Raw genomic sequence first — 24759 nt, 5'->3', positions numbered from 1 at the left:
ATAACTGCGGCATTTAGAAAAAACTCTCATTTTATTACCAATTATTACCAATTTTCATAAGAAACAAATTCAGTCAAATTTTTGCGCGGTCTCATTGATGGGTTTTCTGCAGAATAACCTACGGTAAGAACTGCACAAATGTATAAATCAGCAGCAGCGCCGACAGCTTTTTGCATTTCTGCCTGGTCAAACCACCCCGTCCAACAAGTACCCAGACCCAAATGATCCGCTTCCAGCACAATATGTTCAATAGCAATTGCCGTATCGCGGATAATAAGTTTAAGTTCAGGCAGAGGACAATATTCATCTAATTTTGTCGTCTGTGATAAGCGAGCACTTATATCAGCTGCACAGACAATAAAAACAGGTGCGCTAAGCATCCATTTCTGATCATGATCAGCCATGGTAATTTGTTCCTTTTTGGTCTGATTACGTACAATTAAAAAACGCCATGGTTGGGTATTACTACCTGATGGGGCATATTGTGCACTTTCCAGTAATTGTCTTATCAATTCGTCTGGGACATCTTTAGCCAAATATTTGCGGATACTCCTGCGTTCCTTAATTTCCTTCAACATAATAGCACCTTCTTTTCAAGAATTGTTTATAAAAATCCCGCAGTCATAAGACTGCGGGATTTTTTTAACTGCCCAAAGCAAAATATTAACGTTTTGAGAACTGTGAAGCTTTACGGGCTTTCTTCAAACCATATTTACGACGTTCCTTTTCACGCGGATCACGTGTTAAGAAACCGGCTTTCTTCAATGATTTGCGCAGTTCACCGTCAACCAATAAAAGTGCACGGGAAATACCGTGACGTATTGCACCAGCCTGACCTGATGCACCACCGCCTTCAACCTTAGCGATTACATCGTATTTTCCTTCTGTTTCAGTCAGTACAAGCGGTTGTTTAACAATGAGTTCTAATGTCTTAAGACCAAAATATTCACTCATATCATGGCCATTTATTTTAATGTTGCCTTCACCTGGAACCAAGCGAACTCTGGCAACCGAAGTTTTTCTGCGGCCTGTACCGTAGTAAGTAACTAATGCCATTTAAATATGTTCTCCCTTCCAGTTATTAACGAATATCAAATTTTAGTGCTTCAGGCTGCTGTGCAGTATGAGGATGCTGCGGACCTGTGTATACACTAAGTTTTTTATACATTTGAGCACCAAGACGGTTTTTAGGAAGCATACCGCGAATAGCGGATTCCAAAACCTTTACCGGCTGCTTTTCCAGCATTTGTCCAGCCGGAGTGAAAGTCGTACCGCCCGGATAACCGGAATGACGGAAATAAGTCTTTTTAATTAATTTTTTACCACTGAAAACTACCTTTTCAGCATTTATAATAATAACAAAATCACCCGTATCAACATGCGGTGTGAAGGTAGGTTTATGTTTACCGCGGAGCACTTTAGCAACTTCAGCAGCCAAACGGCCTACTGTCTGTCCTTCAGCATCCACGATGTACCATTTGCGTTCAACATTTTGGCCGTTAGCCATGAATGTGGTTTTCATCGATATCTCCTTCCCTATAATGCGATTAACTAAAATAATTTAAATAATTATATAAAGCCTCATCACGATTACCGGGGCTGGAAATCACAAGAGAAAACTTCATACTCAACTATTATAATAAAAGTAAAAACCAGAGTCAAGATTTTTTTATAATTATCACTGGCGCTTACCTTACAATATCAATCTATCCATTCATGACCAAATTTGCTGAGCAGTTCATCCGCCTGTGCCGGACCGTTGCTGCCCGGTTCATATCTGAATACTGGTAAATTTTCCCATTTATATAATTCATGCAGCCTATCAATAAAATTCCAGCTTAATTCAATTTGATCCCATTGGGAGAACCATGACTTATTGTCATTTATACAAGCTTTCATAAGTCTTTCATATGCTTCCGGCGTATTTAATCGATTCACGTAATCACTTTGGCAAAAATCCATTTTAGCTTGAATTATTTCATCGGTATCGCCAGGTTTTTTTATATTAAACTGTAAATATACGCCTTCACTGGGCTGCACTTTTATGATCAATATATTCTGCGCTGCTTTTTCCAAAAACGACGGGCGAAAAATTATGGCTATTTTGATTTCCCGGCTGGATAATTTTTTACCAGTCCTGATGTAAAATGGCGTTCCCCACCAGCGTTCATTATCAATAAACAACCTAAGTGCAGCGTATGTCTCCGTTGTCGAATTAGGCTTCACCAATTTTTCCTGATGATACCCTTTGTACTGACCGAGTACAAGAGTTTCGCGAATATCTTTTACCGGGCGCAGCGCCCGCAGAACTCTGATCTGAGCATCATGCATTGCTTCACTGGAAAATTGTTCCGGCCATTCCATAGCAACTATTGATAATATCTGAAACAAATGATTTTGTACCATATCGCGCAAAGCGCCACTAGCATCATAATAACCGCCGCGTGTTTCAATACCCATATCTTCCGATGCGGAAATTTGAACCGTTTCAATATAACGTGAATTCCACAGATTAGAAAAAATCGGATTGCTGAAACGCAGTGTCTGAATGTTTCTAATCATTTCCTTACCAAGATAATGGTCAATGCGAAAAATATTATTGTCAGTGAAAAAACCTGCCAGTTTTATATTAAGTTCCTTTGCCGAATCCAAGTCTTCTCCAAACGGTTTTTCCAATATCACTTTCCCATGACAAGCATGCTCTACATTGGTAAGTCCATCGGCTATTACACTAAAAAACCGCGGTGCAACGGCAAAATAAAAAATATGTTCAGCCAAATGATTGTTTTTATAATAATTGTTTAAAGTCTTATATGATGAAATATCTGTAAAATCCATTTTATAGTAAGTTATTCTAGCAGAAAATTTTTTAAACGCAGCTTCATCATACGGCAACCGGGAAAATTTTTCTACCCAGCTGCGTGCAATATCAAGATATTTTTCTGTCGTATAATCACGCCGGCCAATAATTATTATTTTCCTTTCAATTGCATGATCACCGGCAACACTCATATTATAAAATGCCGGTAAAAGTTTGCGAAAGGTCAAGTCACCTGTCCCACCAAAAATCGTAAAGGCTGAATTATTCATAATCTTCTCCTATTCCAAGGCGATCCCCACTCCCTCATGAACTTCTGTCCTATCGGCAATGGCGCCTATCATCCCCGTTGTTTTATTTATTTTCATACTTATCAGCTCATTTGAAAGACGATTTACTACAAGCAAATATTCTCCATTACCGCTCAGTAAAAAATCGCGGGGATGGTCGCCACCGCAAGAAATCTGCTGAATCATTTTAGGAGTGGCTCCTTCTATGGAAAATACACTTAAAAGATTACTGCCGCGTGTGGAAATATAAATAAATCTTCCGTCACCGGACAACCGTAAGGCTGCCGAAGCACTGCCCGTTGCTGATTGTTCCGGTAAAAATGACATTTTACTGATAAGCTCCCACGAATTATTTTGCACTAAATGATAATAGAATAACTCATTACTGAGCTCACTAACTAAATATAAGCGTTCATCTGTAGTAAATACGCCATGTCGCGGACCTGTGCCCGGTGAAAAGACTATCTTATCTGTCAAAAGAAAATTTTTCCCCATATCATAAATATTTATGCAGTCGAGTTTAAGACACGGAACAAAAATATTGCTCCGCCAGCACATTACCTGATGACATCCGGTTTCAGACCCATTCACCAATTTTTTTACTAACTGCAATTTTTGATTGGCAATTTTATAAATCATGACTACACCATCATGATAGTTAGCAGTATATACAAATTTATCACGACAACCAATAAAACAGGCTGAAGCTCTCTCCATAAAAGCTTCTGATAGTACTGTTCCGTTTTTGTCTAATAACGCAATACCGGATTTCCCAGGAATCTCACGCGTTACAATCACAAATTCGTCTGTCAGGGCCACACACTTACCACCATTTGTTTTATAAAAAGATGTCGGCCTAGTGAGCTTTCCTGTAACATCGTCAAATTCAAAACGATAGACACCCTGACTACATTTTGAATCATACGTACCTACGTACCCAATATGTTTCATAATAAACTCATTCCCCTAAATAAATTTATAATTTGTCCCAAGATGATATCACATCATTATCTTATCAGTTTCACAAATAATACATAAAATTATACTCATCCCCATGTTCAAAGTATATTATATTTATCTCCCTTTTACAAATACAATATACTTCTATGCAGCAATATTTTCGTTGGCAAAAAACTCCATATTATGTACAATATGTAAGATAAATTATGCCTTTGGAAATTTATCAGTCAATACCTTTCGATTGCATATTATTTTTAATAATTCAAACCATTATATCAAATTATAAAACTTATTTTATAATGACGTCAGCCCAAAATACTAACTTATTATAATCACTGCAGTTTAAAAACATCAGTAAAGTATATCTCCATCAAAAACATTTGTACCTATTTTAAATTTATCTGTATATTGCCACATATATCCCCGTACAGAATCGGCATTTCCCCATTCAGCATTCCACACGGTACATCGCAACACCTGCCAGTCAATATAGTTGCATAACCAAAAATAGGACGAATATATTCCGCTGTCCAAACCAATATCATTTATAAAGACCTGGCACATATTTGTAATTTTGTTTTTATTGAATGAAAAATTATGCTGTGCCTTCCAGCCGTCAGCATCTTCCATATCATAAAATACCGGCAGTTCCAGCAATACTCCTGCATCATTTATTGCCCTTTTACAATTTTGTGCTTCCTGCGCCGACTGCTCTTTATCCATGGCATAAGAATAATGGTATGCCCCCACCTGCAGCCCTGCAGCATGTGCCAGTGCCACATTTTGTGCAAACAATGCATCTGATTCAAATTGCCCCATACTGCAGCGTATAATAGCGAATTCAATACCGGACAGCACTGCTGCCCGCCAATCGACCGTTCCATTATTCTCACTTACGTCAATACCTTTTTTCATTAACAATTTCTTCCTTTATTCGATAAAACCGCCACTTCACCATCTATTTCTTCATTTTCTAATTCAATTGTCTCAACAACATGTTGCAAGCATCCGCTTATTAAATCGGGCTATGCTCACGAAAAAAACCTTCATCCGCAAAATGGATGAAGGTCATAAAAACATATCTCATCACAGCAGCACAAAAATACTGCCGTTTCGAAATCCCCTCCCCATCGCTCGCAGGTCCATGAATGATTTCATTCATAATCGGTGATTGTCAAACAGGCAGTTCTTCTGGCTCGGAATCATCACTTATTGCACCTTCTCAGGACATATTCCCAATGGTATATTGCAATTTGCTCTTCCTCACAGCGGCGGGACCGCTCCGGCTTTATACCGGATTTTCTATTGAGTCCTTACGGACACCTGTCTCATCATATTAAATTGATCACAGTTGCATTTTTAACTGAATTTCCAAGGCATCGGTATCAGAGTACGGCTGATAAAAGCCAAATTTTCTCAATTGGACAACCAGTTACCAGCTATTAATCATCACGTGCTTAGTATATCATTACACCAAGTTGAGTGCAATACAATTCATTTATTTTTTCATAACTGTTTTATATGCTACTAATTTTCTTATTAATTAATCAAAAATATTGCCGCACGAAGTCGATCACGTGCGGCAATCCATCAATAAATAAAATTTTAATACTACAGAGTCCTGCCATATTCATCAACAGCTAATATTGCCGCTTTATATTTAGCCTGATCACTTTTGTAAGGAACACAATTCCACTCATTAATAAAAGGTGCCCTTTTCACAATACTATCAACTTCTGCTCCACTTGAAATTCCGATTTCCCGCAAAGTCACCGGTAATTCCAATTTTTTATTAAAAGCTGCGATCTTGTTGCGCCGCTCGATTTGCCCATCATATGTAAGCAACACTAAAACACCATAGGAAACCACTGCGCCATGCCGGTACTGGTGAGCCTGCGGCAGAATTGTATAAGCATTGTAAAAGCAATGAGCCAGTGATGAGTTGTAATAATACTCAATCTTATTGTCAAAAGCCGAACTTGTCAAATTTGATGCTATCCCCGTACTGATAATAATATCCAGCACAACTTGTGTAAGTTCAAAGGAAGGCCGTTTTTCTTTTATTGCCCTTAAAGCATCTTCCCCAAAATCAAGCAGAGGTTCCGTACAAGCTGCCGCTGCTTTAAGCCCTATCAATGGAGTATGGAATAATTTTTTACCACGCGCAGCCAGCTCCACTTCACATTCCTTGGACAAAGCATCTCCGATACCAGCCCATAAAAGTTCTTCAGGTGAATCCGCTATAACCGCTGTATTTATGAATGTATGCAGTGGACATTTTTTTGTGAAATAGTAGCGTGATAACGCCCCGGCATCATCATATAAAACTGCTATAGCCGAAGTTGGTGCGCAGTTAGATGCTACCGTAGGAAATGAAAAATAAGCTTTGTCAAGTGTATCTGCCGCCGTTTTAGCTGTATCTATTGCCCTGCCGCCACCTACGCCAAATATTATGTCAGAACTTTTTACAGCTTCATTATCCAGCATTTTTTTTACATTACTTTCACTTGAATCACCACCGTACCACACTGTCGCTAAATGATCCAACCCTGCCTTGCCCATAGCTTTAAGTATCGCCGGTTCAGCTTTTTTCAAAGCTGTTTTGCCACCTATCATAACAACTTTTTTACCAAAATATTTAGTCACGGGACCAATTTCATTATAACAATTTGTTCCTACACTGTACTGTGGCAAGTATATCGAATAATTTTCTCTCATATGCGGATAAACCACTGGAAGCGTTTATCTTTCATCTCCTTATTTCATTGCAAATAATTGTGCTAGTCAATAATTATAACATCTAAATGTAATATTGTAAACAGTAGAATAAGGGTTGCCGCATATCTGCCTGATTTTTATTAATCGATTTTTATCATACGGTATCCAATACCAATATGCGTCTGTATATACTGAGGAGCAGCTGCATCTTTTTCGATTTTCTTCCGCAATGTCGCCATGAATACCCGCAATGACGCAACATTATTATCCCATGCATTTCCCCAAATTGAGTTGGTTATATATGTATATGTCAATACTTTGCCGACATTGCCAGCCAGCAGACACAGTAATTTATATTCCATCGGTGTAAGGTGCATTTCTACATCATTTACATAAACACAGCCTGCTGCATAATCTATTTTTAAATTACCATTTATAAATACTGGATTCTGGGCTTTCTCCGAGGCCATATAACTGGCCCGCCTGAGCGCAGCCCGTATTCTGGCCAGCAGTTCTTCTACTGAAAAGGGTTTAGTAATATAGTCATCTGCCCCATTATCCAATGCCTCAATTTTGTCTTTATCGTCACTACGGGCACTTACGACTATTATCGGCATTTTTGACCACGATCTTATTTTTTTTATTATCTCAATTCCATCTATATCCGGTAAACCCAGATCAAGAAGGACTATATCCGGTTTTTGTGATATTGCTTCAACTATCGATTGTCTGCCCGTCGAAGCTGTGTGAAACCGATAATTTTCCATTTTTAATGTGGTACCTATCAAATTACTTACAGCTGTATCATCTTCCACCACCAATAGTAATGGGCTATTCATTTATCGTTACCTCCTCCAATGGTAAAGTAAAAGTAAATACTGTCCCATGCGGATAATTATCTTTTACTTCAATACTACCACCATGCACTTCAATTATATTCTTGCACAGAGCCAGTCCTATTCCCATCCCACGTCTGCTATCACCAAATTTATTATCGCCGCTATAAAACATATCAAACACTTTTTCCTGTACAGCTTTTGGCATACCTTCCCCATTATCTGCTATTGCTACGGCAATATGCCGCTGCTGTTCAAACACACTTATTTCTATGGTGGAATCGCTTGGTGTATATTTTAATGCATTGTCAATAATATTAATCACAACCTGCATGATCAATCGAGCATCCATTTTAGAAAAATACAGCTTTTCCGGTTCGATATATTTTATAGTATGCTTTAATTTTTTTGCATTAATATGTGAAACAGCTTCAGTTATTACGTCATTGACTAATTCTATCTGACGATTCAGTTTCATATTGCCATTTTCGATACGTGTGATTGACAAAATATTTTCCACCAAATTTATCAGCCACTTTGCATCATCATAAATTGTGCTGTATATCTTTTGCCTTTTAGCTTCATCCAATTGTCTGCCATTATTAACTAAAAAATCAGCATTTCCGGAAATAGATGTCAGCGGCGTACGCAAATCATGTGATATCGAACGAAGAAAACTATTGCGCAATTTTTCATTTTGCACTTGTACGGCAGCTTCACGGCGTTTCTTATTATACAATTCTTTTTCCATTGCCAACGAACATTCACCCAGTATGGACAGTATTATGCTGCTTTCAAAGGATTCCAGCCGGCTATTTTCCAAAGCTATACCAATAACCCCATGCACACGATTTTCCGTACGTATCGCCATGTACAGGCACTTGGCACTTCCCAATGTATCTGTCGTTGCTCCTGCATGCTTGTTATTTCTGAATACCCATTGGGCGACAGCAGCTTCATTGGGCGACTTATAAGCCTCACTTTCTGCCGCCGTTGCTGCAGTGATTATTGGCGGCAGCAGCTTATCTTCACTGCAACCATAGTAAATTACCGGACGTCCGCTGAGTTTTAATAACTGCTTAATAGTAATTGAAGCTATTTCATCGATATTGCGAGCCTTTTGCAGCAACTGATTAGTATCAAGCAGTATTTTTGTGCGATAAGCAGTCTGTACCGACTGTTCTGCCTGTTTTTTTATCTTGCTGGCTAAGCTGGCTGTTATAAAAGCCGCTATAAACATAATAAGAAAAGTCCCTGTATAACGATAATCAGAATAAGCGAACGTAAAACGCGGTGAAACGAACAAATAATCAAAGGTGATTACATTGAGCAACGATAAAACAATACTGTAAAACCGATCGGAAGTTATGACTCCGGTTACCAAAACACTTAATATATAAATAGTTGCAATATCGGCCTGTCCCAGATTTATTGCATCAAGTGCCAATGCTGCCACAGTGGTCAAACCCCATACCGATATTATTTTACCGATATCTGTTTTATTTATACCCCTCTTTAATGTTCTTTTAACTTTTTTCTTATAGATAGGTGTGGTCTTATCCGGAATGACATAAATATCCAGATTTGCCGCCAGCTGGATCAATTGATCAAGAAACCCCTTGTGCATAAATCCCCATCTTGATCTGGTAGTACTCCTGCCAATAACTATTTTAGAAACTCCGGCGTATTTGGCAAATTCAGCTATCTGGTAAGCAATATCATCCCCTATGACGGTTTCTATGCTTGCTCCCAATTGCTCTGCCAAATGAGTATTTTCCTGCAGGCGTGCTTTATTTTCCGATGAATACTTTTCATAATCAGCCGTGCGTACAAAAAGTGCTGTAAATTTACCTCTGAAGGCATTTGCCAAACGTGCTGCAGTTCTTATTATGCGTGGATTTGAAGGTGAAGATGACAAACAGACCAGAATATGCTCATCCGTATAATAATCACCTTTTGATTCATTACGGACTTTTTGCGATATTTTATTTACCCGGTCAGCAGTGCGTCTTAAAGCTATTTCCCTCAGTGCAACCAGATTTTCAACTGTAAAAAAATTAATCAGTGCTGTTTTCACACGCTCCGGCTTGTAAATTTTGCCATCATTGAGCCGCTTAATTAGTTCTGCCGGTTCAATATCTACCAATTCAACCTGATCAGCATTATCAAATACAAAGTCCGGTATTCTTTCACGCACGATAACGCCTGTTATCGAAGCAACAATATCATTAAGGCTTTCGATATGCTGAACGTTAACTGTAGTATATACATCTATACCGGCTTTTAATAATTCTTCTACATCTTTATAACGTTTTTTATGACGACAGCCGGCAGCATTAGTATGAGCCAGTTCATCCACGAGAATAATCTGCGGATGGCGCCGCAAAGCAGCATCAATATCAAATTCCCGCAGTATAATATCACCATGTGTTACAATGACGGGTGTAAGCTGTTCCAATCCTTTTAATAAGACTGTTGTTTGTGGTCTGATATGCGGCTCTATATAACCTGCCACTACATCCAGTCCCTGTGCTTTTGCGCTATGTGCAGCTTTCAGCATGGCATAGGTCTTGCCAACACCGGCCGCATAGCCGAAAAATATCTTTAAATGTCCATACTTAGCTCTTGCTTCTTCATTTTTTATCGTTTGTAATATCTCATCAGGAGACTTATGAAATGCCGGCATATTTATCTCCTTTAAAAATCAGCAGTCTGCTGACAGTATAATTTATTCCTACAATCATATAATACTACAGATAAAATAAAAATCGCATTAGAAAAATGCCTATGTTATTAATGTTGTATAAAGATATTGAGTAAATATAATATACAGAATTCTGTTATGTTGCATTTTCAAACATCATTCTATATCCTATGCCCGGTTCAGTAATTATAAATTTGGGACGGGCCGGATTCTCTTCAATTTTTTGGCGCAGCTGCCCGATGTATACCCTGATATACTGGAGGTCATTGCTTTCTACTCCCCAGACTTTTTTAAGTATCTGGCGATGTGTAAGTATTTTACCGGCATTTTGCGCCAAGGTTTTCAGTAAATCATATTGAATCGGGGTTAAACGTATCTCCTGACCGCGCAAAAACACTTGGCAATGCAATAAATTTATGCTCAAATCTCCTAACTGCAATACCTCTTCATCATCTGAACGCAAATATGTTCTGTTACACACTCTTATCCGCGCCAGCAGTTCACCGACACCAAATGGCTTAGTTAAATAATCATTTGCGCCTGAATCAAGTGCAGCTATCTTTGCTTCCTCCTGATCGCGTGCCGATAAAACAATTATTGGGATATCGACCCGACTGCGCAACCGTACTATCACTTCACTGCCATCGATATCCGGCAACCCAAGATCAAGCAGAATAATATCCGGCCTGTCAAGAAATACACTTTCAATTCCCTCTTTTCCCGTAGCAGCAGACAATACTGTGTAGTTTTGTGTCGTCAAAGAAAGTTTTATTAACCTCCTTATCTCTATTTCATCATCGATTATCAATACCTTCAGACTGTTCATTTTTTATCTCCCTCGGCAGTGTAAACATAAATTTTTTCCCGCCCGCAGGCAAATTAGTCACCCAAATTTTACCATGATGAGCTTCAATTATTGCTTTACAAATAGATAATCCCAGCCCTGTCCCTGAAACAGTTTTTGCATGACTGCCACGATAAAATTTAGTAAAAATATTCTTCATGTCCGGCTCAGAAATATCATCACCGTAATCAGTAACTGAAACCAACACAGCGGTTTCACTCATATCAGTACTAACAGCAATAATTTTATCTGCAGGGGAATATTTATTGGCATTATCGATCAGGTTCACCAGTACCTGTTCTAAAAGTACACAATCACCGCGGACAAGTGGTAATTCCTTAGCCATATTCAAAACTATTTTACGATTTTGCAAAATTTCATTCAAACGCTGTAGTGCTGTTCCCACTATATCTTCTATATCACACCAGTCCGTTTTTATCTTCATCGTACCACTTTCCAAACGTGCTGTATCCAGTAGATTATTGATAATACGTTCCATTCTTTGGGCACCGTTTTTTATACTGTCATACAAATTTTTTACAATTTTTTCCGATACGACAATATTTTTCTCAGTCAATACCGATATTGCCCCCATAATTGCTGCCAATGGTGTTTTCAATTCATGTGATATAGAATTGAAAAGTGCTGTTCCCAGACGTTCTGAAGCCGCCAGCAGTGCCAGTTTATTTGATTCTTCAGTTAAACGGACCCGTTCCACAGCAATTGCTGCCATTGTCGCCCAAGCTTTAATAAGCTGTTTTTGTTCCAGTGTGATATTTTCAACCACTTCAATTCCCAATACACCAACTGCTTTATTATTTACTTTTAACGGTAGATAAAAAAACTCTGAAGCAGGCAGAACTGCTGTTGATTTTCCTGCCGGCTGTCCATGTTCAAATACCCATAATGCCGTGCCATATTCATTAAAAAAATCCTTAGTCGTACCAAGTCCTGCCTTTGCCGCAATTTTTATCTTATTTTTATCATCTGGTAGGAAAATGACCACACCATTACCCAATACCTGCGAGGCTGTATCGGCAAACTTTTCTATTATTTTCTTTAAATCTACTAATGCTGCCATTTCTTTACTGAATTCATACAATGACCGTATTTCCATTGATTGCTTTTCGGCAAGCCAAATTTTATTCCGCAGTTTCTCTGTTTGTCCTCCAGCTATGAATCCCACAAACAAAAATATAATAAATGTCCATATATATTCTATTCCGGCTACACTAAAACTAAAAACAGGCGGAACAAATAAAAAATCATATACCAAAACCGTGCAAATTGTCGTAAAATATGACGGCCAGCGACCCCACCAAAACGCTGTCAATAAAACAGGCAGAAGATAAAGCATTGTTATATTGACTAAATTACCTGCTTCCACATGCCAGCATATTAACGTAATTAAAATTATTAATAAAAATCCTGTCAAATAAGGATATAAACCATTTTTCCTTTTTTCTTCCAATGGTTTTACAATATCATCATCACCTTCTTTTATCATCTGCAATCTCTCCTCAGTTGCCTTTTTATAATTGTCTGTATAATTTACCTGTTATTATTACATAGTTTTCACTCTTATTCAATGAATCATTAAACACTTATTTTATTTTCAATTTAATAAGGGCTGCCGCACGAATGGTATTGAACTCATAAAGGCGCAACATCGTTATGCTCTTGTCCACCCTGTTAAAGATGTACAAGGGAAACGGCATATTGCAAAACATCTATGAATTAAAACATTTACGTGTAACAGCCCTTTAAATTACTTATTCATATCATCCAGTGACAAATTTAGCAGCAAAACATTTACCCGTTCTTCACCAGGTATTCCCAATATAGAACTATCTGCATATTCATCCACAATATTTCTTATTTTGTCAGTAGAAACTCCCCTGGCTTCAGCTACTCTTGCTATCTGCATATAAGCATTCGGCAGAGAAATTTCCGGATCCAGTCCACTGCCTGACGATGTCACAGCATCAGAAGGCAAAACTACTTCATCAGACAAATTATTTTCCTGACGGTAGTCATCAGCTGTTTTCTTCAGGGAATCCATAAGTTTCTGGCTTGTAGGTCCCAAATTAGTCGCAGCCGAACCGGCAGCATCATAACCATCCTGTCCGGCCGCGGAAGGACGGGGATGAAAATATTCTGGTCTGGTAAAATTCTGGGCAAGCAGAGAAGAACCAACCACCTGTCCATCTCTCACTATGAGCGAACCATTCGCCTGTCTGGGAAATATAAGCTGAGCTATTCCGGTTATTACTAATGGGTAAAAAACACCGGTGATAACTGTAAGCATTATTAACAGCAACAGCGCATTTTTTAATGATTTATACATAAGCACAACTCCTCCGCAGCTTTTAATTGAGCCTCAAAAGAACAAGAATCATATCAATTATTTTAATGCCGATAAAAGGAATAATAATTCCTCCTAATCCGTAAATCAGCAAATTTTTCCGCAATATGATATTTGCTCCCAATGGTTTATACTTGACACCGCGCAGCGCCAGTGGGATTAATGCAATAATGATCAATGCATTAAAAATAACTGCACTTAAAATAGCACTTTTAGGTGTAGACAGATTCATGATATTCAAAATAGCTAACGGTGGATAGGCGGTGACAAATATCGCCGGTAATATCGCGAAATATTTAGCTACATCATTGGCTATACTAAAAGTCGTCAATGAGCCGCGCGTCATCAAAAGCTGTTTACCGATTTCGACAACTTCAATCAATTTTGTCGGGTTACTGTCAAGATCAACCATATTGCCAGCTTCCTTTGCTGCCTGTGTGCCACTATTCATCGCGACTCCCACATCAGCCTGAGCCAGGGCCGGAGCATCATTAGTTCCATCACCGGTCATTGCCACCAGCATGCCTTTATCCTGATAATCACGAATCAAATTTAATTTTGTTTCAGGAGTAGCTTCAGCCAGAAAATCATCTACGCCGGCTTCGGCAGCGATTGTTGCCGCAGTAAGCGGATTGTCGCCGGTAATCATAACGGTTTTTATTCCCATTCTTCTAAGTTCATTAAAACGTTCTTTAATACCGCCTTTTACTACATCCTTCAAATATATTGTTCCTAATACTCTGTTCTTTTCAGCCACTACCAACGGTGTTCCGCCATCCTGAGCTATTTGTTCACAGTCTGTCTGTACCTGATCCGGTAATGTTGCACCTTGATTTTCTATATAACTGCGTACGGCATCCATAGCACCCTTGCGTATTTCAGTATTTCCGATATCAACACCGCTCATTCTCGTCTGAGCCGAAAAAGGAATAAACCTTGCCTGCAGCTCTTCCATGTTACGCTGCCGAATATTATATAACTGTTTGGCCAAGACCACGATACTGCGGCCTTCAGGTGTTTCATCCGACAATGATGATATCTGAGCCGCATCGGCAAGTTCTTCTGTAGAAACATCAGGGGCAGGAATAAATTTTACCGCCATGCGATTTCCCAAAGTGATAGTACCCGTCTTATCCAATAATAAAGCATCAATATCACCGGCGGCTTCTACTGCACGTCCGGACATTGCAAGTACATTATGACGCAGCAATCGATCCATGCCGGCAATGCCAATGGCACTCAACAAACCACCGATTGTCGTTGGTATCAAACAGACCAATAAGGCAATCAACACTGCCACAGAAATTTCTGTTGACGAATAAATAGCAAACGGCTCTATTGTAGCAACTGCCACCAAAAATATTATTGTCAATCCGACCAATAGTATTGTCAGTGCAATTTCATTGGGAGTCTTCTGCCTTTTAGCACCTTCTACCAAGCTTATCATGTGGTCGAGAAAAGTTTCTCCTTGATTGGCCGTAATCCTTATCTTCAACCAGTCAGACAATAATTTGGTTCCACCAGTCACTGATGTCTTATCACCGCCGGCCTCACGTATTACCGGAGCAGATTCTCCGGTGATTGCGCTTTCATCTACTGAGGCGGCTCCTTCTATAATTTCACCATCACTGGGAATTATATCTCCCGGTTCGACAAAAACTATATCACCTTTTCTCAACGAGGACGCCAATACTTTTTCACGATCATTGCCAATTATTTTTTTAGCAAAGGTATTTGTTCGTGTTTTTCTTAATGCCTGTGCCTGCGCTTTCCCCCGTCCTTCAGCAAGTGCTTCAGCAAAATTGGCGAATAAAACCGTAAACCACAACCATAATGCAATCTGCAGTTCAAACCAGCCTTCCTGCATCGCCCCGCTTACCAGTTCACGAATAAAAAACACTGTTGTTATAACAGCTCCGACCATAACAATAAACATGACCGGATTTTTTACCTGAACGCGCGGGTCCAATTTTACAAAGGCCTGTTTAACGGCAGTAAATAACATTTCCTTATTTAAATTAAGACTGTCTGTCATAAAAATCTCTCCTTAATACAATTGCCCTTGCAGCATCAGCAAATGTTCAGCAATAGGTCCCAATGCCAGTGCCGGTAAAAATGTCAACGCACCGACAATCAAAACAACCGCACATAATAATACGATAAACAGCAGCCCATGTGTTTGAAATGTACCGGCACCAACAGGTGATATTTTTTTCTTGGCAAGACTGCCGGCAATTGCCAGTATTGGCAAAATGACACCAAACCTTCCAAGCAGCATCGCCGCTGCCAGCGTTATATTATAAAAAGTACTATTGGCATTGAGTCCACCAAAAGCACTACCGTTATTCCCCGTGCAAGAGGCATACGCATAGAGCATTTCTGTCAAACCATGCGGCCCGTTGTTATTCGTTGCACTCATACCGGCATCGGTAGATGCTGCCACCGCACTTCCGAATAAAATGCAAATTGCCGGAATCAAAACAGCCAGCATGACCATTTTCATCTCGTGTGATTCAATTTTCTTGCCCAAATATTCCGGTGTACGTCCTACCATAAGTCCGACGATAAATACTGACAACAATACATAAACCAGCATACCATACAACCCGCTGCCCACGCCGCCAAATATTATTTCACCAAGCATTATTTGCAGCATTGGGATCATTCCGCCAATAGGAGTAAAACTGTCAAACATGGCATTTACGGCACCACAGGATGCCGCCGTGGTAACTGCACTGAACAGTGTCGTACCACTTAAACCAAAGCGCAGTTCTTTCCCTTCCATAACATTTGAACCATTTATACCAAGGGCCGCGACATTGGGATTGCCATAATATTCGCTTACGTAAATGATTCCCAGAAAAAGCACAAATAATATCGTCATGGCAGCCAAAATTGCATGTCCCTGTTTTTTATCTTTTACCATTCGTCCCAAGGTAAATAATAAACTAGCCGGGATTAAAAAAATTGCCAATGCCTGCAAAAAATTGGCCAATGCCGTCGGATTTTCAAACGGATGCGCCGAATTGGCTCCAAAAAAACCACCGCCGTTTGTTCCTAATAATTTTATTGCTTCCTGAGAAGCGACCGGTCCCATCGCTATTGTCTGTGTCCCACCTTCGATCGTCGCTGCCGAAACATAGGATGCAAAGTTCTGTATTGAACCTTGTTCTACGAATATCAGTGACAATATTATAGACAACGGCAATAATACCCATAATGTCCCTCTCACCATATCTACCCAATAGTTACCTAATAACTTTGTAGTCTTTCTCGTAAGTCCGCGGATCAACACTATGGCTATTGAAATACCAGTTGCTGCCGAAAGAAAATTATGCACTGCCAGTTCAGTCATCTGTGTAAAATAGCTCATTGTCGATTCGCCACTATACGCCTGCCAGTTAGTATTAGTTATAAAACTCACCGCAGTGTTGAGTGCCAGGTCCCATGATACATTGCCTTCATTGGCCGGATTCAACGGCAGATTACCTTGGAACAATTCCGTTAAAAAGATTGCCAAAAAACTGAACACATGAAACCAAATTACCGCTGCGGCATATTGTCGCCAGGTCATTTCCTGATTTTCATCTATACCTACGAGTTTATAGATAATTTTTTCTATTGGCCGCATGATTTTATCAAAACAGGTTTTTTCGCCGGTAAAAACTTTGCTTATATATTTACCCAACGGTCTTGCCAATAAAAATAAAACCAAAAAAAACAGCAAAAATAATATCATATCTTTCAACATTTAAAATTCCTCCGGTTTCAATAAAACATAGACAAGGTAACATAGCAGCACAATAGTCACTATACCGCCTAATAATAAATCTCCCATATAATATCTCCTCTTTCTTTATAAAGTTCTTTATTTTGCTGCAACTAAAGATTATCACTAAGTATATAAAAAATGTATAAAAATGCTTTTGTTAAATATAAAAAGACTATAAATGACAGAACTTAAACATTATTCAAGCAAAAAAGGCATCTGTCCGCGGATGACCCACAGACAGATGCCTAAAATCCTAGCAAATGACTTTCTTCTATATTATTGCTAAAAACACATGACGATGAATTTTTGTCAGCGCAAAAAGGTAAATGCGGCAAAGTCCGTCAGTATCGACAGATACTGCGGCCATATCCCAAATAAAATAGTAGCTACAGCACTTATCAAAACCACTGCACGTATTGAACCCGAAACAGTAATACTATTATCAGGACTGCCCTGATACATCACCCGGACAACTTTTAAATAATAATATACCGATATCATCGACATGATAAATCCAATAAAGGCCAACCAGACATAGCCACTTTCCACCACTGCGGTAAACAGGTATAGTTTACCGGTAAAACCGGCTGTTGGTGGTATTCCACCCATTGACAGCAATGATATTGCCATTACCATTGCCAGTACAGGAGCACTTTGCGACAATCCAGACAAATTTTTATATTCAGTTCCATTATTTTGACAGTCAACTACTGATAGAACCGCAAATGCACCAACGTTGGCCAGTACATACAAAAAAGCATAAAACATAACACTCTTAATTCCCTGCGGCGTGGCCGCACAAATACCAACTATCATATAACCAGCCTGTGCTATAGATGAATAAGCCAGCATACGTTTGATATTTTTCTGTCTTATTGCCGCAATATTACCGCCGATCATACATATTGCTGAAAAAACCGCCAGCACCGGCATAAAATAATCAGTAATATGCAAAAATGCCGTAAATAAAATACGAATAAAAACTGCGATAGCCGCTGCTTTAGACCCCATTGCTAAAAGGCCGGTAACCGGTGTTGGTGCTCCTTCATAAACGTCAGGTGCCCACATATGAAATGGTATAACCGACATTTTAAAGAACATCCCAGCCACAATCATTGCCATCCCGGCCACCCCCAATGGTGAAAAAACATTGAAGGTCTTTTCAATAACTGAAAAATCCAAGCTGTGTGCCATACCATAAAGCAGACTTATTCCGTACAATGTAACTGCTGTTGATACCGATCCAATAATAAGATATTTTATTCCTGATTCAGCAGATTTCTTATCATCCAAACGAAAACCGGCAAGTGCATAAAAACTAATTGTCATAAGTTCCAAGCCGACAAACATTGTTAAAAAATCATTAGCTGATGCAAGAACCATCATACCAATCAAAGCAAACAATACCATGGCATAGTATTCACCGCTGTATCTAAGTTTCTCAGCATAATCCAATGAGAACAATATCGTCATAACTACAGCTGCCAAAAACAATTGCTTGAAAAATATTGCATAGTTATCAAAATAAAACAGATTATCATAAAAATATACCGAACCATCAATATGATATTGATAAAACAAGCTGATAAACAATCCACCCAATATCATTATTGCTGCATATCCCAAACTACGGCGTGTTTCAACGGCTGACAGGATCAAATCAGCACAAATGAGCAGCAAAGCTAATACCAAAACTGCAATTTCCGGATATATAACATAAAAATTCATTACCATATTCCCCCTAACGTGACTAATAACGAGGGTACATTATTTAATTCCTGCAAAAATGGTCCAAGCGGTGCAACACCACTATTTATCACACCCATCAACAGCTGTGGGAATAAACCAAATAACACCAATACCGTGCCCAATAAAAACAACGGCACTAATTCCGCTCCCTTAGCATCCTTGTACTTATCCAAACCATAATCACGCGGACCGAACAATACTTTTTGCAATACCCGGAGAATGTAAATAGCCGTAAAAACGATGCCTGACACAGCGAGCATAGCCAAAAACGGATATACTTTGAACAAACCAAGAAAAATGGTATATTCCGGTATAAATCCAATAAGGCCCGGCAGACCCACAGATGACATTCCTGCCAACATAAATCCAACAGAAATACGCGGCATTTGATGAGCGATACCACGCAATTGATCAACACTGCGCATATGAGTCTTTTCATATACATAACCTATTACCGCAAAAAATAATGCGCTCATTATCCCATGAGCCACCATATTAGCTACAGCACCTGTCAGGCTTATTGTGTTTAAAGCAGCAAATCCAAGTAATACGTAGCCCATATGCGATACAGAAGAATAACCGACCACATACTTTAGATCCTTTTGTACTATTGCTATATAAGCAGCATAAATAACATTGGCCAATCCCAGTATTATGATAAGTGGTGCCCAAAATTTTGCACCGGCCGGTAATATGAGAAGACCAAGCCTGATAAGCCCATAACCGCCTATCTTTTTTAATACTCCGGCATGAATCATCGATACGGCAGTCGGAGCGCCCGCATATCCATCAGGAGACCATGTGTGAAAAGGAAACATTGACAGTAATGTACCAAAACCCAATAACAATAAAAAGAATACTATAATTTGAAAAGACTGACTTAAAGTTCCATATAGGTGAGCATTAGACAAAGCCGCTATATCAAAAGTCCGCAGTTCCGCCGGGAATGCCTGCAGATACAGTGCCACAACTCCCACTAACATAAAAGCCGAGCCCATCAGCAAATATATAGTAAGTTTCATTCCGGCATATTCTTTAGTCACACGCTTAGTCGACCCCCATATTATGACCATAATATATATGGGAATGACAACTAATTCATAGCAAAGCAGAAATATGAATAAATCACAGGCAACAAACGTCCCCATTACCCCGGTAATAAGAATCAGCAGCAAAATAAAAAATTCTTTAGGCCGCACGTTTATATTCCATGAACTAAACACCGCCGCCAGACCGATCACATTAGTCAAAAACAACATCGGCAGTGATATACCATCTACACCAACGGAATAAGATACTCCCAAGTCACTTATCCATGGAATGCTTTGAGTAAACTGCATCCCGCCGATAGAGCTGTCATATGTCACATAAGCATATATTGTCAGTCCAAGACTGATACACATTGCCGTTGCTGCAACTACCTTTACAGATTTAAAAGAAGAAGGTGGTATAAACATCAACAGTCCGACTGCCAGCAACGGTATGACCAGAATTATCGTCAACAATGGAAAATCCATAATCAAAAAGCACCTCCCGCAGCTAACACACCATTTACTTTATCAAGGTACATTATCGTACAAAGCAGCAGGATAACCACACCACAGACAAATACAGCCGCATAACGCTGCACCTGCCCAGTCTGGAACTTCGACAAGAGTTTACTAAACAGTAAGACCAGTGCCGATACAGCATTAACTGTACCATCAATAATATATAAATCAATAAAATACATTATTTTGCCGATTCCATCAATAAAAATTCGACAAAGCAATGCATAAAATTCATCAATATAATATTTATTGAATGTAATTGTATAAATTATTCCCAGTTTCTTGGCAATGATGTCGGATGACCAGCGCTTGCTGCCATAAATATTCCAGGCTAAGACAAAGGCCAGCAATGACAATAACGTTGATGTCGACGCCAGCAGCCAGTCCATATGTTCGACAACAGGCGGACCAAATCTTACCCAGTCTCCAAAATTATACACATATCCACCTAAACCGCTGACGACTGCCAAAGCTGCCAAAACAATCAATGGTAACTGCATAAAGCGGGACACTTTATGTACTTCTTTTTGTCTGCTTTCTCCAAAAAATACCAGGAAAAGTAATCTTGCCATATAAAAAGCTGTCATAAACGCTGTCACAATACCGATCAAATAAAGCGGCATACTTACATGTGCAGCCGCTGCCAATATAGCATCCTTAGAGAAAAAACCGGAAAAAGGCGGTAACCCTGATATCGCCAGCACCCCAATTGTCATCGTCACAAATACTACCGGCATCTTCCTGCGCAATCCACCCATTTTAAAGATATCGGCTTCTTCATTGACAGCATGCATTACCGCTCCGGCACAAAGAAATAGCAATGACTTAAAAAAAGCATGTGTCATCAAATGAAACATAGAAGCTGTCAACGAGCCAACACCCAATGCCAGCATCATATAACCCAATTGACTTATTGTCGAATAAGCCAGGATTCTTTTTATTGCATGCTGAGAAAAAGCAATACTGGCACCAAAGAATGCCGTAAAAGCCCCTATCCATGCAATTATATTCATCAATATGGGTAATGAGGCAAACAGGAAATACGCTCTTGCCACTAAATAAACACCGGCTACTACCATGGTTGCCGCATGAATCAATGCCGATACCGGTGCCGGTCCTTCCATGGCATCAGGCAACCATACATGCAGCGGGAACTGTCCTGATTTACCGATAGGTCCCATAAATAAAAGTATGCCGATAATCGTCAATACACCGGCTCCATTTGCCATCAAGTATACGGGAATAACTTGTCGCAACTGAATAAAATCAACTGTACCGAATAGCATCTGCAAAAGCAATATACCTATCAGTAAACCAAAATCACCGATACGCGTTGTTATAAAAGCTTTTTTTGCAGCTTCTCGTGCTGGAATGCGATAATAATAAAAACCAATTAATAAATATGAACACAACCCGACCAATTCCCAAAAGACATACATCTGTACAAAGTTTATCGATATATTGAGCCCCAGCATAGAAGCACTGAATAAAGACATATATGAAAAGAATCTGCCAAACCCCTTATCCCCTTTCATATATCCCACTGAATAAATCTGCACCAATAGTGAAACTAAAGTAACTACCAGCAACATCAGTACCGACAGTGGATCTATTATTACTCCCATATCAAACTGCAATCCGGCAATTTTTATCCACTCTATGCGCTGAACAAACGGTGCATCAACAGTTATCCCCAAATTAAATACAGCCCCGGCTATACCTAACGACATCACAAAGCCAAATGTAATAGCTAAAATTGCGATTGCTGCGGATAGTTTGTGGAAATTTTGCAAAAACAACCCGATTATTGCAAACGCCGCTGCCGGTACCAGAGGAATCAACCATGCATGTGTAAGTGCGAACTGTTCCATAAAATTTCCTTCCTTCAGCCCTTCATGTTATTTATCTTATCAATATTTACTGTTGCAAAATCATGATAAATCCTAAAAATAAGTGCCAGACCAACTGCAACTTCAGCAGCAGCCACCGTAATTGAAAAAATCATCATTACTTGCCCTGAAAGATCCGGCATCGGTAAAAAATAATTAAAAGCAGCAAAATTTATATTTACGGCGTTCAACATCAACTCGATGCACATCAATATCGAAAATAAATTTCTTTTTACCAAAAGACCATATAATCCAATACAAAAGAGTAATGCACTCAAAATAAGAAAATGTGTCATGCCAACTGTCATTTTTCATCAGCCCCTTTCGCCAGCACTATAGCTCCAATCATTGCTGATAACAACAGTACGGCAGCAATTTCGAAAGCCAATACATAATGTGTAAGCAATAATTGTGCTAAAGCCCCTACAGTGTCTTGTATGTCATTAACCGCTGAATCGACAAATGAAACATTTAAAAATATCAGCAATAAACAGACCAGCAATAACAACGATACCACTGCTGCCCCCAGAATACTGCTCTTTTCCATTACATTCGATCGATCCATGGAAACACGCCGTGTCATCATTATTCCCAGCACTATTAAAATAACAACAGTTCCTGCATAAACCATTATCTGTACAGCCGCAAGGAAATCTGCATTTAGTAATGCATAAAGTCCCGCAACCGCAATAAAACAAAGCGCCAGGAATAATGCCGAATGAACCAGATTCTTACAATAAATAACTCCCCAGGCCGCTGTCACTGCAATTATTGCTGCCAGGTAGAACATGACTGTAAATATTCCATCATTCATGAGTCTCATTCCTCCCGTCACTTTTCACTGCATCATAAGTCAGATCTGTTCTGGTATAACATGCTATAGCATAATTTTTATCCCATGTGACAGCCTTTGTCGGACAGGCTTCCACACAAAAACCACAGTACAGACAACGACCTGATTTATGAATATATTTTTTCATGTGGCGTTTTTTATTTTCATCTGTTTCTACTGTTAAATCCAGCGCTTCATTTGGGCAGGCCATCGAACACAATCTGCAGCCAATACATTTCTTTTGATCAAGCACCAGTTTACCACCACGAAAAGTTTCCGACATCGGTAGTTTTTCTTCCGGATACTGCACTGTCACCTTTTTACCGAAAAAGTGCCTGATCGTAACCGATAATCCGGTCAGCAATCCTTTCCCCTGCATAAAAATCACCTCAATACATCCAATTATAAATATAAACGCCTATACCGGTTGCAATTATATTGAAAAGTGCCAATGGTAAAAGAATTTTCCAGCTAAATCCCATCATCTGATCTATCCTGGTACGCGGAAAGGTCCATCTTATCCACATAAATACAAAAATCATAAGAAAAACTTTTATAATAAACCAGACAATTCCCGGCAGAACCGGTCCCTGCCAGCCACCTAAAAACAATGTGGTCGTTAAAACGGCTGCTGTCAAAAGATTCGTATATTCAGCCAGGAAAAACAAAGCCCACCGCATACCGCTGTATTCAGTAAAAGGACCAGCAATAATTTCTGATTCACCTTCAACTAAGTCAAATGGTGTGCGATTCGTCTCCATTGTCATTGATATTATAAAAATAATAAACGCCAATGGCTGTATAAAAACGAACCATGTGCCCGACTGCGCTGCAACAATAGTACTCATTTTCAAGGAACCTGTCACCATCACCACTGCCATTATCGAAAAAGCCATGGGAATTTCACTGCTGAGCATTTGCGCCACAGCACGCATGCCACCTATAAATGAATATTTATTTTCTGAAGCAAATCCGCCGATTAAAAACATCAACACTGATTGTGACATAACCGCTAAAACAAAAAATATGCCAATATTCAAATCAGTAAAAATTGCCCCGTCATCAAAAGGAAACACAGCATAAACCAATGCCGCCGGAATAAATAAAAGCATTGGTGTAATGCCCCATAAAACTCGTTCTGCTTTAGCAGGTATTATATCTTCCTTAGACATTAACTTTATCATGTCTGCCACTGTCTGCAAAATACCGAATGGGCCGACCCGGTTTGGTCCCAAACGATCCTGAATAAAACCGCATACCCGACGTTCCATATAAACCTGAATAATTACAGCTACAGAAATGACTGCAAATATAGCCACTATTTCCAGTATTACCATTATAAATTGAGTAATCAAAGTATTGCCAATCAATGAATCTATTCCATTAGACAACATATCCGCTGTCATTACTAATAGTCCACTATGCATTCTTT

Annotated in this window: 22 protein-coding genes and 1 riboswitch; all 22 genes read right to left on the bottom strand. The window is 39.3% G+C overall.

From position 1 onward, the window contains the following. Positions 1–44 precede the first annotated feature (44 nt). A complete protein-coding gene (locus tag I6751_RS08500; protein WP_196591057.1) occupies positions 45–578 on the bottom strand; it encodes a nitroreductase family protein in 534 nt (177 codons plus the stop codon). 85 nt (positions 579–663) lie between these two features. Further along, the gene (gene rpsI / locus I6751_RS08495) at positions 664–1056 is read right to left on the bottom strand and encodes a 30S ribosomal protein S9 (RefSeq protein WP_182186420.1); all 393 of its coding nucleotides are present in this window, start codon (positions 1054–1056) and stop codon (positions 664–666) included. A 25-nt stretch (positions 1057–1081) separates the two neighbouring features. Continuing rightward, positions 1082–1522 (bottom strand): 50S ribosomal protein L13, encoded by a 441-nt coding sequence (gene rplM / locus I6751_RS08490; protein ID WP_196591056.1) that lies wholly within the window; start codon positions 1520–1522, stop codon positions 1082–1084. A gap of 179 nt (positions 1523–1701) precedes the next feature. Then, a complete protein-coding gene (zwf, locus tag I6751_RS08485; RefSeq protein WP_196591055.1) occupies positions 1702–3090 on the bottom strand; it encodes a glucose-6-phosphate dehydrogenase in 1389 nt (462 codons plus the stop codon). Between the two features lie 9 nt (positions 3091–3099). After that, the gene (locus tag I6751_RS08480) at positions 3100–4059 is read right to left on the bottom strand and encodes a lactonase family protein (RefSeq protein ID WP_196591054.1); all 960 of its coding nucleotides are present in this window, start codon (positions 4057–4059) and stop codon (positions 3100–3102) included. A 360-nt stretch (positions 4060–4419) separates the two neighbouring features. Beyond that, positions 4420–4983, bottom strand: coding sequence for a GH25 family lysozyme (locus tag I6751_RS08475; RefSeq protein ID WP_196591053.1), 564 nt, complete (start codon positions 4981–4983; stop codon positions 4420–4422). Positions 4984–5232: 249 nt separating this feature from the next. Next, positions 5233–5410, bottom strand: a riboswitch (cobalamin riboswitch). Positions 5411–5679: 269 nt separating this feature from the next. Then, a complete protein-coding gene (locus tag I6751_RS08470; protein ID WP_196591051.1) occupies positions 5680–6786 on the bottom strand; it encodes an iron-containing alcohol dehydrogenase family protein in 1107 nt (368 codons plus the stop codon). A gap of 140 nt (positions 6787–6926) precedes the next feature. Then, a complete protein-coding gene (locus I6751_RS08465) occupies positions 6927–7625 on the bottom strand; it encodes a response regulator (RefSeq protein WP_196591050.1) in 699 nt (232 codons plus the stop codon). After that, the gene (locus tag I6751_RS08460) at positions 7618–10308 is read right to left on the bottom strand and encodes a sensor histidine kinase (protein WP_196591049.1); all 2691 of its coding nucleotides are present in this window, start codon (positions 10306–10308) and stop codon (positions 7618–7620) included. Before I6751_RS08460 ends, I6751_RS08465 begins: the two co-directional genes overlap by 8 nt. A 154-nt stretch (positions 10309–10462) precedes the next feature. After that, complete coding sequence (locus tag I6751_RS08455; RefSeq protein WP_196591048.1) at positions 10463–11152, bottom strand: response regulator; 690 nt, start codon at positions 11150–11152, stop codon at positions 10463–10465. Then, positions 11121–12677 (bottom strand): ATP-binding protein, encoded by a 1557-nt coding sequence (locus I6751_RS08450; RefSeq protein ID WP_196591047.1) that lies wholly within the window; start codon positions 12675–12677, stop codon positions 11121–11123. Before I6751_RS08450 ends, I6751_RS08455 begins: the two co-directional genes overlap by 32 nt. A gap of 261 nt (positions 12678–12938) precedes the next feature. Beyond that, entirely contained in the window at positions 12939–13517 is a 579-nt protein-coding gene (kdpC, locus tag I6751_RS08445) for a potassium-transporting ATPase subunit KdpC (protein ID WP_196591046.1), read from the bottom strand. A gap of 22 nt (positions 13518–13539) precedes the next feature. Continuing rightward, on the bottom strand, positions 13540–15570 hold the full coding sequence (gene kdpB, locus I6751_RS08440; protein ID WP_196591045.1) for a potassium-transporting ATPase subunit KdpB: 2031 nt from the start codon (positions 15568–15570) through the stop codon (positions 13540–13542). A gap of 12 nt (positions 15571–15582) precedes the next feature. Further along, positions 15583–17286 carry a potassium-transporting ATPase subunit KdpA gene (gene kdpA / locus I6751_RS08435; RefSeq protein WP_231037883.1) on the bottom strand — a complete coding sequence of 568 codons (1704 nt, stop codon included), beginning with the start codon at positions 17284–17286 and terminating at the stop codon, positions 15583–15585. Beyond that, the gene (kdpF, locus tag I6751_RS14100) at positions 17287–17373 is read right to left on the bottom strand and encodes a K(+)-transporting ATPase subunit F (RefSeq protein ID WP_182188723.1); all 87 of its coding nucleotides are present in this window, start codon (positions 17371–17373) and stop codon (positions 17287–17289) included. A 243-nt stretch (positions 17374–17616) separates the two neighbouring features. Next, entirely contained in the window at positions 17617–19035 is a 1419-nt protein-coding gene (locus I6751_RS08425; protein ID WP_196591044.1) for an NADH-quinone oxidoreductase subunit N, read from the bottom strand. After that, positions 19035–20573: a complex I subunit 4 family protein gene (locus I6751_RS08420; protein ID WP_196591043.1), complete on the bottom strand. Its 1539-nt coding sequence runs from the start codon at positions 20571–20573 to the stop codon at positions 19035–19037. Before I6751_RS08420 ends, I6751_RS08425 begins: the two co-directional genes overlap by 1 nt. 2 nt (positions 20574–20575) lie before the next feature. Continuing rightward, entirely contained in the window at positions 20576–22477 is a 1902-nt protein-coding gene (gene nuoL / locus I6751_RS08415) for an NADH-quinone oxidoreductase subunit L (protein WP_182186440.1), read from the bottom strand. Between the two features lie 14 nt (positions 22478–22491). Beyond that, positions 22492–22803 (bottom strand): NADH-quinone oxidoreductase subunit NuoK, encoded by a 312-nt coding sequence (gene nuoK / locus I6751_RS08410; protein WP_182186441.1) that lies wholly within the window; start codon positions 22801–22803, stop codon positions 22492–22494. After that, a complete protein-coding gene (locus I6751_RS08405) occupies positions 22800–23309 on the bottom strand; it encodes an NADH-quinone oxidoreductase subunit J family protein (protein WP_182186443.1) in 510 nt (169 codons plus the stop codon). Before I6751_RS08405 ends, nuoK begins: the two co-directional genes overlap by 4 nt. After that, complete coding sequence (locus I6751_RS08400) at positions 23302–23706, bottom strand: NuoI/complex I 23 kDa subunit family protein (protein ID WP_196591042.1); 405 nt, start codon at positions 23704–23706, stop codon at positions 23302–23304. The genes I6751_RS08405 and I6751_RS08400 overlap by 8 nt, the downstream gene beginning before the upstream one ends. Before the next feature lie 10 nt (positions 23707–23716). Next, positions 23717–24754 carry an NADH-quinone oxidoreductase subunit NuoH gene (nuoH, locus tag I6751_RS08395; RefSeq protein ID WP_414153173.1) on the bottom strand — a complete coding sequence of 346 codons (1038 nt, stop codon included), beginning with the start codon at positions 24752–24754 and terminating at the stop codon, positions 23717–23719. Positions 24755–24759: the final 5 nt, after the last annotated feature.

Origin of the sequence: Pectinatus frisingensis (genome assembly GCF_015732285.1) — a bacterium.
GTDB classification, from domain to species: Bacteria; Bacillota; Negativicutes; order Selenomonadales; family Selenomonadaceae; genus Pectinatus; species Pectinatus frisingensis.
Note: the sequence above shows the minus strand (reverse complement) of the source record. Positions and strands in the feature narration are given on the sequence as shown.